15 protein-coding genes are annotated in these 15,329 nt (G+C 62.5%); 8 read left to right on the plus strand and 7 right to left on the minus strand.

The annotated features are described in order from the left end of the window. Positions 1-33: 33 nt before the first annotated feature. From CWC48_RS23440 to CWC48_RS23455, 4 genes are read left to right on the plus strand one after another with little or no spacing between them, the layout of a single operon-like run. The gene (locus CWC48_RS23440; RefSeq protein WP_100490437.1) at positions 34-1,092 is read left to right on the plus strand and encodes an ABC transporter substrate-binding protein; all 1,059 of its coding nucleotides are present in this window, start codon (positions 34-36) and stop codon (positions 1,090-1,092) included. Continuing rightward, complete coding sequence (locus CWC48_RS23445; protein ID WP_100490438.1) at positions 1,079-2,068, plus strand: ABC transporter permease; 990 nt, start codon at positions 1,079-1,081, stop codon at positions 2,066-2,068. Before CWC48_RS23440 ends, CWC48_RS23445 begins: the two co-directional genes overlap by 14 nt. Next, complete coding sequence (locus CWC48_RS23450; protein ID WP_100490439.1) at positions 2,062-2,850, plus strand: ABC transporter ATP-binding protein; 789 nt, start codon at positions 2,062-2,064, stop codon at positions 2,848-2,850. The genes CWC48_RS23445 and CWC48_RS23450 overlap by 7 nt, the downstream gene beginning before the upstream one ends. A 2-nt stretch (positions 2,851-2,852) precedes the next feature. Further along, positions 2,853-5,135, plus strand: a complete 2,283-nt coding sequence (locus tag CWC48_RS23455; RefSeq protein WP_100490440.1) for a molybdopterin guanine dinucleotide-containing S/N-oxide reductase — start codon at positions 2,853-2,855, stop codon at positions 5,133-5,135. Here CWC48_RS23455 and CWC48_RS23460 read toward each other — a convergent pair. Further along, positions 5,112-5,966: a helix-turn-helix domain-containing protein gene (locus CWC48_RS23460; RefSeq protein ID WP_078048893.1), complete on the minus strand. Its 855-nt coding sequence runs from the start codon at positions 5,964-5,966 to the stop codon at positions 5,112-5,114. The genes CWC48_RS23455 and CWC48_RS23460 overlap by 24 nt on opposite strands. A gap of 110 nt (positions 5,967-6,076) precedes the next feature. Here CWC48_RS23460 and CWC48_RS23465 point away from each other — a divergent pair, with 110 nt between their 5' ends. Then, positions 6,077-6,487 carry a hypothetical protein gene (locus CWC48_RS23465; RefSeq protein ID WP_078048892.1) on the plus strand — a complete coding sequence of 137 codons (411 nt, stop codon included), beginning with the start codon at positions 6,077-6,079 and terminating at the stop codon, positions 6,485-6,487. A 901-nt stretch (positions 6,488-7,388) separates the two neighbouring features. Here CWC48_RS23465 and CWC48_RS23470 read toward each other — a convergent pair. After that, positions 7,389-7,736: a hypothetical protein gene (locus tag CWC48_RS23470; protein WP_078048891.1), complete on the minus strand. Its 348-nt coding sequence runs from the start codon at positions 7,734-7,736 to the stop codon at positions 7,389-7,391. A 90-nt stretch (positions 7,737-7,826) separates the two neighbouring features. Here CWC48_RS23470 and CWC48_RS23475 point away from each other — a divergent pair, with 90 nt between their 5' ends. Both CWC48_RS23475 and glsB read left to right on the plus strand, forming a co-directional pair. Beyond that, positions 7,827-8,171 carry a hypothetical protein gene (locus CWC48_RS23475; RefSeq protein ID WP_078048890.1) on the plus strand — a complete coding sequence of 115 codons (345 nt, stop codon included), beginning with the start codon at positions 7,827-7,829 and terminating at the stop codon, positions 8,169-8,171. Between the two features lie 55 nt (positions 8,172-8,226). Beyond that, complete coding sequence (glsB, locus tag CWC48_RS23480) at positions 8,227-9,135, plus strand: glutaminase B (RefSeq protein ID WP_025856146.1); 909 nt, start codon at positions 8,227-8,229, stop codon at positions 9,133-9,135. 279 nt (positions 9,136-9,414) lie between these two features. On the opposite strand, the gene CWC48_RS23485 is transcribed toward glsB, so the two are convergent. The 4 genes from CWC48_RS23485 to CWC48_RS23500 are packed head-to-tail and all read right to left on the minus strand — an operon-like array spanning position 9,415 to position 12,876. Further along, entirely contained in the window at positions 9,415-10,683 is a 1,269-nt protein-coding gene (locus tag CWC48_RS23485; protein WP_078048889.1) for an FAD-binding oxidoreductase, read from the minus strand. Beyond that, the gene (locus CWC48_RS23490; RefSeq protein ID WP_099491775.1) at positions 10,680-11,432 is read right to left on the minus strand and encodes an amino acid ABC transporter ATP-binding protein; all 753 of its coding nucleotides are present in this window, start codon (positions 11,430-11,432) and stop codon (positions 10,680-10,682) included. The genes CWC48_RS23485 and CWC48_RS23490 overlap by 4 nt, the downstream gene beginning before the upstream one ends. Next, positions 11,429-12,097, minus strand: a complete 669-nt coding sequence (locus CWC48_RS23495) for an amino acid ABC transporter permease (RefSeq protein WP_034106261.1) — start codon at positions 12,095-12,097, stop codon at positions 11,429-11,431. Before CWC48_RS23495 ends, CWC48_RS23490 begins: the two co-directional genes overlap by 4 nt. Further along, on the minus strand, positions 12,094-12,876 hold the full coding sequence (locus tag CWC48_RS23500; RefSeq protein WP_100490441.1) for an ABC transporter substrate-binding protein: 783 nt from the start codon (positions 12,874-12,876) through the stop codon (positions 12,094-12,096). Before CWC48_RS23500 ends, CWC48_RS23495 begins: the two co-directional genes overlap by 4 nt. A 215-nt stretch (positions 12,877-13,091) precedes the next feature. Here CWC48_RS23500 and CWC48_RS23505 point away from each other — a divergent pair, with 215 nt between their 5' ends. Further along, positions 13,092-13,871 carry an IclR family transcriptional regulator gene (locus tag CWC48_RS23505; RefSeq protein WP_078048886.1) on the plus strand — a complete coding sequence of 260 codons (780 nt, stop codon included), beginning with the start codon at positions 13,092-13,094 and terminating at the stop codon, positions 13,869-13,871. Positions 13,872-14,082: 211 nt separating this feature from the next. Here the strand turns inward: CWC48_RS23505 and CWC48_RS23510 are convergent, their stop codons facing one another. Next, positions 14,083-15,327: a saccharopine dehydrogenase family protein gene (locus CWC48_RS23510; RefSeq protein WP_100490442.1), complete on the minus strand. Its 1,245-nt coding sequence runs from the start codon at positions 15,325-15,327 to the stop codon at positions 14,083-14,085. Between the last annotated feature and the right edge of the window lie 2 nt (positions 15,328-15,329).

A 15,329-nucleotide genomic window follows, 5' to 3' on the forward strand; every position in this document is an offset into this window, starting at 1 on the left:
TTTATTACTGAGTTGATAAAAGGGATATTTTGCATGGCTGACTTCGATCATTTGACCCGCCGCCGCCTGCTCGGCCTGGCCGGCATCACCCTGGCCAGCCTGTCGCTGCCACGCCTGGGCTTCGGCGCCGACGAACACGCCGGCCACAACACTTCACTGGAACCCGCTGGCACCGGTGAGTTCATCCGCCTGGATGCGCCACGCAAGTTGAAACTGGCGGTCAACCTCAATGCCGTGTGCCTGGCCCCGGTCGTGATCGCCCACGGCCAGGGCTTTTTTACCAAGCACAATCTGGACGTGGAACTGGTCAATTTCGGCAACTCCACTGAAGTGCTGCTCGAAGCCATTGCCACCGGCAAGGCCGATGCAGGCGTAGGCATGGCGCTGCGTTGGCTCAAGGCGCTGGAGCAGGGCTTTGACGTGAAGCTCACCGCCGGTACCCATGGCGGCTGCCTGCGCTTGCTCAGTGCCGCGAACGGCGGCGTGACCAAGCTCGAAGACCTCAAGGGCAAGGCCATCGGCGTGACCGACATGGCCAGCCCGGACCGCAATTTCTTCTCGATCCTGCTGAAAAAACACGGTGTGGATCCGGTGCGCGATGTGGAGTGGCGCCTGTACCCCGCGGACTTGCTCGGCACCGCGCTGGAGCGCGGCGAAGTGCAGGCCGTGAGCGGCAGTGACCCGTTCATGTACCGCCTGATCAAGTCCGGCGTGGCGCGTGAGCTGTCCACCAACCTGGTGGAGGAATACGCCAACCTCAGCTGCTGCGTGGTGGGTGTCACCGGCAAGTTGGTGCGGGAAGACAAGCGTGTGGTCGCGGCGCTGACCCAGGCGATTCTGGAAGCCCACGACTATTCCGTGCAGCATCCGGAGGAAGTTGCCAAGGGCTTCCAGGCCCATGCGTTGAACACGTCGGTGGAGGAAGTGCAGGCGATCCTCCACGACCATACCCACGGGCATCACGCGGTGGGCGCGGCGCTGACCCAGGAAATCCTCACCTACGTGACCGACCTGAAAACCGTCGAAGTGATCAGCAAGAGCACCGATCCGCTGGAGTTCGCCAAGGAGATCACCGCCGATGTCTTCAGCTGACGCAACGACCCTTAACCCGCCGCTGACCCTGAAGATCGGGTGGCAGGGCGCAGCCGTGGTGACGGCCTGGCTGGCCGTCGCGCTGTTGATCAGTTACTGGCCCAACGCGACGCGCAACTGGCCGATGACCCAAGGCCTGGCCACGCTATGCGTGGCTGTTGCCGCACTGTTCATCGGGCTGAGCCTGCTGGGACGCAAGGTGCCGAAGCTGAGCCTGCGCCTGCGCAATGCCGGCCCCTGGCTGATTGCCTTGCCGCTGCTGCTGGGCGTCTGGGAGTTGCTGACCGCCAAGCTGGCGTTGTTGCCGGTGCCGTTTTTTGCGCCGCCCCAGGCCTTGCTGGCGGTGTACATCGAAGACTACGCACGGCTGGCCGACAGCCTGTTGCATTCGGCATTGCTGCTGGGCTCGGGCGTGGCCCTGGGCGCGATTACCGGGTTTATTGCCGGTGTGGCCATCGGTTGGTCCACGCGCATCGGTTATTGGCTGCACCCGGTGCTGCGCATCCTGGGGCCGGTGCCGTCGACGGCGTTATTGCCGCTGTGTTTTTTCCTGTTCCCCAGTAGCTGGAGCGCCAGCGTGTTCCTGATCGCCCTGGCCACTTGGTTTCCGGTCACGGTGCTCACCTGGTCCGGTGTGGCGAGCGTGGACAAAGCCTATTACGACGTGGCCCGCACCCTTGGCGCCAAGCAAGGCTTCCTGATTTTCAAGGTGGCGATTCCGGCGGCGTTGCCTCACGTATTTGTCGGCGTGTTCATGGGCCTGGGCGCGTCGTTTTCGACCCTGGTGGTGGCTGAAATGATGGGGGTCAAATCCGGCATCGGCTGGTACCTGCAGTGGGCCCAGGGTTGGGCCGCCTACGCGAATATGTACGCCGCCTTGCTGATCATGGCACTCGCCTGCTCGGGGTTGATCACCGGGTTGTTCCTGGTGCGTGATCGGTTGCTGGCCTGGCAGAAAGGATCGATGAAATGGTAGCCCTGGCACACGTGGAATCGGCGTCGGAAGGTTTGGCGCTGCGCATAGACAACCTCAGCCATGGTTTTGCCTTGGACGGTCAGCACCTGCCGGTGCTGGAGCGGGTGTCCCTGGACGTGGCGCCCGGAGAGTTCGTGGCGCTGCTCGGGCCTTCGGGCTGCGGCAAATCCACCTTGCTGCGCCTGGTGGCCGGTTTGGAACCGGCGGATTCGGGACGATTGCTGGCCGACGGTGAAGCCATCACCGGGCCGGACCCGGGCCGCGTCGTGGTGTTCCAGGACCCGACCCTGTACCCGTGGCGCCGGGTGTGGGACAACGTCGCTGTCGGCCTGGAAGCCCAGGGCCTGCTCAAGACCCATTCGGCCAAGGTCGACGAAGCCCTGGAGAAGGTCGGCCTCAGCCAGTTCGCCCGCGCGTATCCACGGCAGCTCTCCGGTGGCATGGCGCAACGCGTGGCCCTGGCTCGCGCACTGGTCAACCAGCCGCGCCTGCTGATCCTCGACGAGCCCTTGGGCAAACTCGACTCCCTGACCCGCATCACCATGCAAAAAGAGTTGATCGACCTGTGGCAACGCCAGGGCTACACGGCCTTGCTGGTCACCCACGATGTGGAAGAAGCCTTGCTGCTGGCCAACCGCGTAATCGTGTTCAGCGACCGCCCGGCAAAAATCCTGGCGCAATTGAGCATCGATCGGCCGTATCCTCGGCACCGGGACGATCCTTACTTGGTGGACCTGCGGCGGCAGATACTGGGCCTGCTCGGGCTGGGAGAAAACTGGTAGCCATGACCTTCACTTCGTTGCACTGGGGCGCCTATCGTCCGCAGGTCGTCGATGGCAAGTTGCAGGCGATGACGCCGGTGGACTGGGACAAAGACCCGTCGCCCATCGGTGCGTCAATCCCCGACGCCATCACCTCGCCGACGCGCATCCTGCGGCCTGCCGTGCGCCGCAGTTATTTCGCCGAGCCCGGCTCGCACCCCGAACTGCGGGGCCAGGAGCCGTTTGTCGAGGTCTCCTGGGCAGTGGCCCTGGACCTGGTCGCCCGTGAGCTGAACAAGGTCAAGGCCGAACACGGCAACCAGGCGATCTACGGTGGCAGCTACGGCTGGGGCAGCGCCGGGCGTTTCCACCATGCACAAAGCCAGTTGCACCGTTTTCTCAACCAGTTCGGCGGCTATGTCGCCAGCACCGACAGCTACAGCCTCGGTGCCGGGCGGGTGTTGATGCCGCATATCGTCGGCAATATGGACTGGCTGCTGGCGGCGCACACTTCCTGGAAAAACCTCGCCGAACACTGCGAGCTGTTCGTGGCGTTCGGCGGGCTGCCAGCCAAGAACGCCCAGACCAGCCCCGGTGGCGCCAGTGATCACTTGCTGACCGAGGCGTTGGCGGCGATGTCGGCGGCTGGCGTGCAGTTCGTCAACGTGAGCCCGTTGCGCGATGACCTGAGCGGCCCGGCCCTCAACCAATGGCTGCCGATCCGCCCCGGCAGCGACACCGCATTGATGCTGGCGCTGGCCCATGTGCTGGTGACGGAAGGCCTGCACAACGAGGCGTTCATTCAGCAATACACCGTGGGTTACGACCGCTTTCGCGGCTATCTGCTCGGCGACACTGATGGTCAACCGAAAGACCCCGCGTGGGCAGAGGCACTGACGGATATCCCCGCGCAGCAGATCATCGACCTCGCCCGGCGCATGGGCCGCCAGCGGACGATGATCAACATCGCCTATTCCCTGCAGCGCTCGGTGCACGGCGAGCAGCCTTTCTGGATGACCGTGACCCTGGCGGCGCTGCTCGGGCAGATCGGCTTGCCCGGCGGCGGCTTTGGCCTGGGCTACGGCTGCATGAACAACACCGGCAGCGGCCGCAAAGGCTTCTCCGGGCCAAGGTTTTCCCAGGGGCTCAACCTGGTGAAGGCGTTCATTCCGGTGGCACGCATCACCGACATGCTGCTTAACCCCGGCGCCGAATTCGACTACAACGGCAAGCGCCAGGCGTATCCGGATATTCACCTGGTGTACTGGGCTGGCGGCAATATTTTCCACCATCACCAGGACCTCAATCGCTTGCTGGAGGCCTGGAAAAAACCGCGCACCCTGATCGTCCACGAACAGTACTGGACCGCCCAGGCCAAGTATTCCGATATCGTACTGCCGGCCACGACCGCCCTGGAGCGCAACGATATCGGCAGTTCGGCGTCGGACCGGTTTATGCTGGCGATGCAGCAAGCCATCGCACCGGTCGGCGAGGCGCGGGATGACTACTCGATCTTTGCTGACATCGCCGCGCGCCTGGGGTTTGCCGACACCTTCACCGAAGGCCGTGACGCCGGGCAGTGGCTGCGTTTTATCTACGACGAGTCCCGTGGACGCGCTGAAGAACAGGGCATCGAGCTGCCGGACTACGATCGGTTCTGGCGTGACGGCGTGTTCGAAGTGGCCTATCCCGACACCGATACAGTGCTGCTCAAGGCCTTTCGTGACGATCCGCTCGCTCATCCTTTGCCCACGCCCTCGGGGCGTATCGAGCTGTTTTCTGAACGCATTGCGAGCTTTGGTTATGCCGACTGCCCTGGCCATCCGGTGTGGTTGGACAAACCTGTGCCGGACTACCCGCTGCACCTGCTGTCGAACCAGCCGAAGACACGCCTGCACAGCCAGTACGACCACGGCAGCTACAGCCGCGCGTCGAAGATCCAGCAGCGCGAGCCGCTGACCATCAACGCGGACGATGCGCGTGCGCGGGGCATTGGCGACGGTGATGTGGTCAAGGTGTTCAATGGACGGGGGGCGTTCCTGGCTGGGGTGATTGTCTCCCATGACATCCGTCCGGGTGTCGTGCAGATCGCCACCGGCGCCTGGTTCGACCCGCAGACTCCAGGGCAGCGCAACAGCCTGGACAAGCACGGCAACCCCAACATGATCACTGCCGATGTCGGCGCCTCCAGCCTGTCCCAGGGCTGTTCGGCGCAGACGGCCACGGTGGAGGTGGTGAAGTGGGACCAGCCGTTGCCGCAAGTCACCGCGTTTGTGCCGCCACTACTCGTGCCGGGGCTCCTTTAGCGGAATAGCGCCTGGGGGCGGGCTGAACACCCCGGCGCGGTCCGCCAGGTAGCGCGCCGGCGGCTGCCCCACGGCCTTGCGGAACATGGTGATAAAGCCGCTGGCGTTCTCATAACCCAGGTCCAGCGCGACCGTTTGCACGCTCTGGCCCTTGGCGAGGCGCTGCAACGACAGGATCACATGCAATTGCCTGCGCCAGCGGCCGAAGCTCAGGCCCAGTTCCTCCAGCAGCAGGCGCGTCATGCTGCGTTCACTCATGCCGATGCGCGCCGCCCATTGGCCGAGAGTCGCCTTGTCCGACGGCTCGGCCAACAGGCTGTTGGCCAGGCGGCGCAAGCGTGGGTCCTGAGGCATGGGCAGGTGCAAGGCTTCAACGGGGGCGGCGGCGAGCTCATCCAGCAGGGTATTGATCAAACGCCCCTGGGCGCCGTGTTCGTCATACAGCTGCGGGAAACTCACGGCCTTGCTGATCAGCTCATGCAGCAGGCCCGACACCGCCAAAGTGCAGCATTGCGGGGGCAGGGCGCACGCCGCGTCGGGGTCGATCAACAGGCAATACACCTCCGCTTCGCCAGACCCGCGCGCCGCATGGGACGTGCCGCCGGGAATCCACAGTGCGCACTGCGGTGGCACGATCCAGATACCCGCTTCGATCTCGCAAAGGATCACCCCGCGCAGGGTGTACATCAACTGACCCTTGCGGTGGGCGTGCTGGGCATGTTCCCAGGTGTCCGACGTACTGGTGGCGCCCACCGCCACCACGGCGCGGGGGAACACATCGGCGTCCTTGGCCATCAGCGGATCGCGCATGTCCAGACGGTGATGCTTCATGACGGGTCTCACAGGTTGGCCGGATTGCGAAACAGTCTGGCTATTCTGTGCAATGCCGTCCAGTGGTCGGGCCCTTATAGTGAGATCAATTCTCAACAAGGAGCTCCGCCATGCGACTCGACAGCACAACATTCCCGGTGGTGAAAATCGTGTTTGACGCACCCAACGAGGGTGGGCAGGAGGATGCCTTCGGGGTCTTCGAAAGCCTGCTTGCGCGCCAGCAACCCTTCCTGCTGCTGCACGAAAAATCCGTGGACGAAAACAATCACGAACACTCCCATGAGGAACGCAAGCAAGCATCGATCTGGATGAAGAAAAACAAGCAGGCGCTGCGCACCTACGTCAAAGGCATGATCCAGGTAGAGCCCAGTGCCGCGCAGCGCCTGGCGCTCAAGCCATTTGCGGTAATGTTCGGCAAGGCCTGGGGGTACCCGCTGCTGGTGGTGGAGTCCAAGGACCAGGCCTGGGCACTGGCGCGGGACGTGCTGGATGAACGGGTGTCGGATGTGGCGCATTTCTAAACGCTAGCCTGCCCCCCTAACCACGATGCGAAGCGAGCCGCTCTTGATGTTGCTCCTGCTCCTGCTCCTGCTCCTGCTCCTGCTCCTGCTCCTGCTCCTGATCTTGATCTTGATCTTGCTTTTGATCTCAGGCGCCCCATCAAACACGCTGGCCGGAATTCGACAGGGATTTGGGGGGTAAACCGGCAGGGATGCCGGTTTAGCCGCCCCGCGCCATGGATGGCGCGTGGCGGCGGCCCCCCAAATACCTGTCGGATTACGGGCACACCGAGCCTAGGCGAGGTGCCGAGTGTTGGGGCAAGAGCCCTTTGGTTACTTTGGGGCTTTTCCAAAGTGACCCGCCGTAAGGGCGGAACCCATAGCAGCCGTTACCTAAATAACGGATATGTACCCGATCAGATCCAACATCCAGGTCGGCTGTCAGGCCGCCTTCGCAGGCAAGCCAGCTCCCACATTTGGATCGCGGGGCTTCAGTTAGAGAGTGGTCGGCAGTTAGGCCGTCTTCGCAGGCAAGCCAGCTCCCACATTTGGATCGCGGGGTGACAGCTAGATTGTGGTCGGCTGTCAGGCCGCCTTCGCAGGCAAGCCAGCTCCTACAGTTAGATCGCGGGGTGACAGTTAGATTGTGGTCGGCTGTCAGGCCGCCTTCGCAGGCAAGCCAGCTCCCACATTTTTGGATCGCGGGGGCGACAGTTGGAGAGTGGTCGGCTGTCAGGCCGCCTTCGCAGGCAAGCCAGCTCCCACATTTGGATCGCGGGGTGACAGCTAGATTGTGGTCGGCTGTCAGGCCGCTTTCGCAGGCAAGCCAGCTCCCACATTTTTGGATCGCGGGGTGACAGGTAGATAGCGGCCGGTTGACGGGCCGCCATCGCTGGCAAGCCAGCTCCCACAGGATAGCGAGTCAGTCCACGCAGATCGCCCTGCCCAACTGACCTTTCTCCACCGTCGCCGAGCAGCCGAAGTGCCCGTTGTCCACCTGACACGCGCCCGTCACCGGGCCGTTGCCGGACTGGGTGGTGACGCTGGTCTGGCACTCGCCTTCGCACTGGCTCGAATCAGTACAGGCCTTGCCCGCGTCCTTGTACGGCGTAATGCATTTCCAGCTCTGCAATTTGCCGACTTGCTTCATGGTGCCGCCACCGGCCAGGCATTCGGACGCCGTGGCATCCTGGGCGGGCGGGGTAGGGTGGGAGGCGGTGGAGCAGGCCGATACCAGCAGCAGGGCGGCCAGGCCGATCATCAATTTCATGCAAAAGTCCTCGTGGAGTAAGCGCAACGGTGCAGTGTACGGGCAATTGGACTACTTTGATTGACGAGCGATCCCTACCCGGTACTTGCCATGCGCACGTTATGGAAACGGTATATGGCGTTGTTGGAAAACGATCTGAGCACGCAGATTTTCGACAACGTGAAAAACCTGCTGGTGTGTGCACTGCTGTTTGCGGCGGGGACCAACACATTGCTTGGTCAGCGTGACTTGTTTATCGGCGTGTTCGCCTCCAGCGTGGCCGGCTGGGGCCTGATCATCCTGTCCACGCTGCTGATGCTTCTGAACGTCAGTGACGGCATCCGCCGGCTCGCCAAGCTGCGTTATCACTTGGCGCTGCAGTTATTGTTGATCGTGTTTTACCTGGTGGTTGCCGAGCGGGTGGTAGAGATTGTGTGGGGCTTCCGCGCGCATTGAAGTATCCTCCGCGGCCCGCTTACCACCGATTCAAAGACAGATGACAGGACAAGACATGCAGGCGATGCTCTCGTCGATCCTCGACGAAGTGCGCCCCCTGATCGGCCTCGGCAAAGTCGCCGACTACATCCCCGCGCTGGCTGACGTGCCCGCCAACCAACTCGGGATCGCCGTGTACGGCAACGACGGCTCGGCCTATTGCGCCGGTGATGCCGACACGTTGTTCTCGGTGCAGAGCATCTCCAAAGTGTTCAGCCTGGTGCAGGCCATCGACCACGGTGGCGAAACCATCTGGGAACGCCTGGGCCACGAGCCTTCGGGGCAACCGTTCAACTCCATGGTGCAACTGGAATTCGAACGCGGCCGTCCACGCAATCCATTTATCAATGCCGGCGCGCTGGTGATCTGCGACATCAACCAATCGCGTTTCGCCGTGCCGATTTTGTCGATGCGCGACTTCGTCCGGCGCCTGTCGGGTAACCCGCAGATCCTGGTCAACAGCGTCGTCGCCGAGTCCGAAGCCCAGCACGGCGCGCGCAACGCGGCCATGGCCTACCTGATGAAATCCTTCGGCAACTTCCACAATGACGTGGACGCGGTGCTGCACAGCTACTTCAACTACTGCGCGCTGCAGATGAGCTGCCTGGACTTGGCCAGGGCCTTCAGCTTCCTGGCCAACGAAGGCGTGAGCGCCCACAGCGGCGAACAGGTGTTGACCGCGCGGCAGACCAAGCAAGTCAACTCCATCATGGCCACCAGTGGGCTGTATGACGAGGCGGGCAATTTTGCCTACCGCGTGGGGTTGCCGGGCAAAAGCGGGGTCGGCGGCGGGATCGTGGCGGTGGTGCCGGGGCAGTTCACGGTGTGCGTGTGGTCGCCGGAACTGAATGCAGCGGGGAACTCACTGGCGGGGATGAAGGCGTTGGAGTTGTTGAGTGAGCGGATTGGGTGGTCGGTGTTTTGATGGCAATTGCCCCAATCCCCACCCCCCAAAAAATCATCAGGCTTTGCGCGGTTTTACGAACAGATCGAGCATCAGAAACAAGGCCCTGGCCATTGCCCAGGCGCTCGCCGCCAGGATCAGGCGGGATGAGGGGGAGGAATATTGAACACTCGGTCTTCCAGAAAAAAGCAGACCCAGTGTGGGAGCTGGCTTGCCTGCGAAAGCGGTCCATCAGCCAGCACATCCCGTGGCTGACACACCGCCATCGCGGGCAAGCCCGCTCCCACATGAGGGGCGTGTTCAGCTCACATTGAGCCGATCCAACAAGCTGTACCACGCCACACCCGCCCCAATATAGAACCGCTGCAACCCGTGCATCGGCAAGCGCTGCAGCGGCGTCACCGGGTAGGCGAACTCCGCCTGGCTGTCACACAACTTGCCCGCCAGTTGCTGCCCCAGGCTGGTACACAGTGCGATCCCCCGGCCATTGCAGCCCAGCGCCAAGGTCAGCCCCGGCGCGGGCTGGTGCACATGGGGCATGAAGTCGCGAGTGATTGCGATACGCCCGGCCCAGCGATACTCGAATTCCAACCGTCCCAATTGCGGAAACAGCAACGCCAGCGAGCGTTCCAAGTGGGCGAAATCCGTGGGTGAAGTGGGGTCGTTGAACAGCCCGCGCCCGCCCATCAGCAAGCGGCCATGGCTGTCTTTGCGAAAGTACAGCAGCAGCCTTTGTGCGGTGGAGACGGTCTCCTGGCCCGGCAAGATGCTGTCCGCCGCGCGCCCACTCAAGGGTTTGGTGGCGACGATAAAACTGTTCGCCGCGAGGATGCTCTGCGCCATGCCCGGCCACAGGTTGCCGCTGTAGCCATTGGTTGCGAGGACCACTTGATCGGCGCTCACCTGTGCGCCGCCAGCCGTCTGCAACTGCCAGCCCGAACCCTCGCGTTGCAAGCCCGTCACTGCGCTTTGCCCATGAACCCGCACACCCGCTGCCAGCGCCGCGCCCACCAATCCACGGGCATAGGCCAACGGCTGAATGGCACCGGCGCGGCCATCCAGCCAACCGCCGGCAAAGGCGTCACTGCCCATGCGTGAAGCCACCGCCGCCGCCTCCAGGCGCTGCACCGGCACACCGCGCCGGGCCCACTGATCCGCCCGTGCGTGCAGCCCGGCGACGCCTTTTTCGCTGTAGGACACCTGCATCCAGCCTTTGCGTACCGGCGCGCAATCAATGCCGTGTTTTTCGATCAGCCTGAACACCAGGTCTGCCGAATTCGACACGGTCGAAATCAGCGGCTCGGCGCGCTCCGGTCCGTACATCTGAACCAGCTGTTCAGGGTCGTATTTGAGCGTGGGGTTGACCTGCCCACCGTTGCGCCCGGACGCGCCCCAGCCCGGCTCGTTGGCTTCCAGCACGCACACGCTCACGCCGCGTTCGGCCAGGTGCAGCGCCGTCGATAGGCCGGTATAGCCGGCACCGACAATCGCCACGTCCACCTTCACCGACTCGCTCAACGCAGGCGTCGGTACCACCGAAGGCGCAGTCGCCGACCACAATGACTTCATGACAGGCTCCGCGTGTCGCCAGTGGGGTGCAGCACCCGTCGCAAAAAGTCCTGGGTACGCGGATGTTGCGGGTTGCCCAGCACGTGCTCGGCCGCGCCGCTTTCGACGATGTAGCCGCCGTGCAGGAAGCACACGCGGTCGGCCACTTCGCGGGCAAAGCCCATCTCGTGGGTGACGACGATCATGGTCATGCCTTCATCCGCCAGGGTGCGCATCACCGCCAGTACATCACCGACCAGTTCCGGGTCGAGGGCCGAGGTGGGTTCGTCGAACAGCATGGCTTCGGGTTTCATCGCCAGGGCGCGGGCGATGGCCACGCGTTGTTGCTGGCCGCCGGAGAGTTGCTCCGGGTACGCATCGGCCTTGGCGCTCAGGCCGACTTTTTCCAGCAGCACCAGGGCTTCTTCGCGGGCCTGCTTGGGCGGCTCGCCTTTGACATACACCGGGCCTTCCATCACGTTTTCCAGCACCGTGCGATGGGGGAACAGGTTGAAGCGCTGGAACACCATGCCCATGCGGCTGCGCAGGGCGTGCACGGTCTTGCTGGCGCGCTGCACGGTTTCGCCGAACACGTGGATGTGTCCGCCGTCATAGGCCTCCAGCGCGTTGATGCAGCGCAGCAGGGTGGATTTGCCCGAGCCCGAGGGGCCGATCAGGCACACCACTTCACCCTTGGCCACGTCCAGGTCGACACCGTGCAGCACGCGGTGGCTGCCGTAGTGTTTTTGCAGTTGGCGAATCTCGATCATGCTTTTTTCCTCCGGCCCAGGTGCTGTTCCATGCGACGCAGGCCATACACCAGCGGCAGGCTCATCAGCAGGTAGAGCAGGGCGACCAGGGTGTAGACGGTCATGTTCTGGAAGGTCGACGATGCAATCAGCTGGCCCTGGCGGGTCATCTCGGCGACGGTGATGGTGGAGACCAGCGACGAGTCCTTGAGCATCATCACCAGGGTGTTGCCATACGGCGGCAGGGCGATGCGAAACGCTTGCGGCAGGATCACCCGACGCATCATCAGCGCCGAGCGCATCCCCAAGGCTTCGGCGGCTTCACGCTGGCCCTGTTCGACGGCAATGATGCCGGTGCGGAAGTTCTCGGCCTGGTACGCCGAGTAGGCGATGCCCATGCCGATCACGCCCGCGTAGAACGCGGTGAGGTGCACGCCCATGTCGGGCAGCACGAAGTAGATGTAGAACAGCTGCACAATGATCGGCAGGCCCCGGATCACGTTGATGATGGTGCTCGCGGTCCATGACAGCGCACGGATCGGCGACAGCTTGAGCAACGCCAGCACCAGGCCGATGGCGCTGCTGAGCAGGAATGACAGCACGGTGATCTGGATCGTCACCCAGGCGCCTTGCAGCAGGATCGGCAAAAAGTCCTGGGCGTTTTGCAGGAACTCCGCCGGGTTCATGGGCGCACCTGGGTATCAAGTCCCCACTTCTTGAGGATGCTGTCGAGGGTGCCATCTGCCTTGATGCTGGCGATGGCTGTATTCAAGCGTTCGAGGGTTTGCGCATCGCCCTTGCGCACCACCAGGCACACTTCGCCGACGTTGGTGGGCTTGTAGTCGGGGGCCAGTTTCACGCCTTTGAACAGTTTCTGGCGGATCTGGTAGGCCACCACGGGCTGGTCTCCCACGGCGGCCTTGATGCGGCCCAGGGACAGGTCGCGGACCATCTCGCCGATGGAGTCATAGGTGCGGATCTCCTTGAAGATCCCGAGCTTGTTCAACTGGTCGTAGAAGACGGTGCCGGTCTGCACGCCGACCACTTGGTCCTTGAGGGGCGTGAGGTCGGGGTAGGCCGTGTTGTCGTCGGCATTGATGATCAGGCCTTCACCGTAGGCATACACCGGGGCGCTGAAGTCGACCACCTTGGTGCGCTCTTCGGTCTTGAGCATGCCGGCGGAAATGAAGTCGAGCTTGCCGGACGTGAGGGAGGGGATCAGCGCGGCGAAGTTGGTCTGCTCGATCTGGCTGGTGAAACCGCCGGCCTTGCCCACGGCCTCTGCCACATCAACCATCACGCCCTGGATGCTGTTGCTCTTGATGTCGAGGAAGGTAAACGGCGAACCACTGGCCGTCGCACCGACTTTGTACGAGGACGCACTCTCGGCGTGCACAACGCTGACGCAGAGCGTGGCGCAGAGACCGAAGGCAAGGCGGCGAAACAAGGGCGAAAGACTGTTCATCGGGTTACTCCAGAAGGAAAACGGATCGTCAGTACCGCGAGCGGTTATTGATGAAATCGCAAGCTCTGTGCCATTTCGATTGATAACAATCGTATAACGGTGTTGAAAGTCGACGAAATGAACAGTTCGTATCGGTATGCGATATTAAGTGGTCTATTTTTGTGTTTTAAGGTAGAAATATCGCTACGCCTAATCGACCTGACCACGAGTCCGCCATGTCCGAAGAACGCAACAGCCTGCACAACCAATCCCTGGAAAAAGGCCTGTCGGTGCTCAAGGCATTCAGCGCCCAGCGCCGCAGCATGAGCCTTGCAGAGGTGGCCGAGGCCGCCGGCATGACCAAAAGCTCGGCCCAGCGCATGGTGTTTACCCTCGAAAGCCTGGGTTACCTTCGGAAACACTCCCGCACACGGCATTACCAACTCACACCCCGGGTGCTGGAGTTGGGCTTCAGTTACCTGGATGCGCATTCGTTGATCGAAGTGGCCAACCCGTTTCTGTCGGAGTTGACCCGACTGACCGGCGAGACGTCGTGCCTTACCGAGCCTGCGGGCTACGACATGACCTACATCGCGCGGTTTGTCAGCTCGGGCTTCGTGCCCGTGCACATGCCGATCGGCTCGCGGGTGCCGATGTATTGCACGGCGTCGGGGCGGGCGTATTTGAGCGCGTTGCCGCAGGAGGAAGCGCTGGTGTTGATCGAGAACAGCCAGCGCATTGCGCACACCAGCCAGACCTTGACTGAAGTCGACAAGATCCTGGAGTCGCTGCAACAGGTGCGCGAACAGGGCTACGCAGTGAACGGCCAGGAACTGTTCCTGGGCGACATGACCATCGGTGCGCCAGTGCTGGGCGCCAATGGCCGCCCGGTGGCAGCGGTGCATGTGGTGGCACCGACCAGTCGGTGGAGCAGGGCGGATGCCGAGCGGCAGCTGGCGCCGGCGTTGTTGCAGTGTTCGCGGGCGTTGAGCAATTCGGCGCGGAACCTGGAATAACCCGCTATTTCAAATTCACTAGAGATCCCCTGTGGGAGCGGGCTTGCTCGCGAATGCGGTGTGTCAGTCAGCCTATTCTTTTCTGACCCACCGCATTCGCGAGCAAGCCCGCTCCCACATTTGAAATTCGATTGGGTTTGAGAAGTGTGTACGCCCCAACAAAAAATGCGCCCCTAAGGGCGCATTTTTTTGTTGGGGCAGCTATCGCCTATCAGGCAATCGCATCCCAAGCGCGATCACCGTTCTCGTCTTTAATGCGAGTCGGCAATCCCATCACATCCAGCGCTTTCAGGAACGGCTCAGCCGGCAGTTCCTCGACGTTGGCCATGTGCTTCACGTCCCACTCGCCACGGGCGACCAGCAGCGCAGCGGCAACCGGTGGAACGCCAGCGGTGTAGGAGATGCCCTGGCTGTCGGTTTCGGCAAAGGCTTCTTCATGGCACGCCACGTTGTAGATGAACATCTCGTGGGGCTGGCCATTTTTGGTGCCTTTGACCAGGTCGCCGATGCAGGTCTTGCCGGTGTAGCCAGGCGCGAGCGAAGACGGGTCGGGCAGCACGGCCTTGACCAGTTTCAGCGGCACGACTTCCAGGCCTTCGGCGGTGGTGACCGGTTTTTCGGAGAGCAGGCCGAGGTTTTTCAGCACGGTGAACACGTTGATGTAGTGTTCGCCGAAGCTCATCCAGAAACGCACGTTGGGCACGTCGAGGTTTTTCGACAGCGAGTGCATTTCATCGTGGCCGGTGAGGTAGAGGTTCTGCGAACCCACGACTGGCAGGTCGTCGGTGCGTTTGACTTCGAACATGGTGTTGCTGGTCCACTGGCTGTTCTGCCAGCTCCACACCTGTCCGGTGAATTCGCGGAAGTTGATTTCCGGGTCGAAGTTGGTGGCGAAGTATTTGCCATGGGAGCCGGCATTGACGTCGAGAATGTCGATCGAATCAATGCGGTCGAAATGCTGTTGCTGCGCCAGCGCGGCATACGCGTTGACGACACCCGGGTCGAAGCCCACGCCAAGGATGGCGGTGATGTTCTTCTGTTTGCACTCTTCCAGGTGGTTCCACTCGTAGTTGCCGTACCACGGCGGGGTCTCGCAGACCTTGCCCGGCTCTTCGTGGATGGCGGTGTCGAGGTACGCAACGCCGGTGTCGATGCAGGCCCGCAGGACCGACATGTTGAGGAACGCGGAACCGACGTTGATGACGATCTGCGATTCGGTCTCGCGGATCAGGGCCTTGGTCGCTTCCACGTCCAGGGCGTTCAGCGCGAAGGCTTGGATGTCGGCGGGAACCTTGAGGCTACCCTTGGCCTTGACGCTGTCGATGATGGCCTGGCATTTGGAGATGTTGCGCGACGCGATAGCAATACGACCGAGTTCGTCGTTGTGCTGCGCGCACTTGTGGGCCACCACCTTGGCGACACCTCCTGCACCAATGATAAGAACGTTCTTTTTCAATT

The sequence above is a fragment of the Pseudomonas sp. S10E 269 genome (assembly GCF_002798465.1).
GTDB classification, from domain to species: Bacteria; Pseudomonadota; Gammaproteobacteria; order Pseudomonadales; family Pseudomonadaceae; genus Aquipseudomonas; species Aquipseudomonas pergaminensis.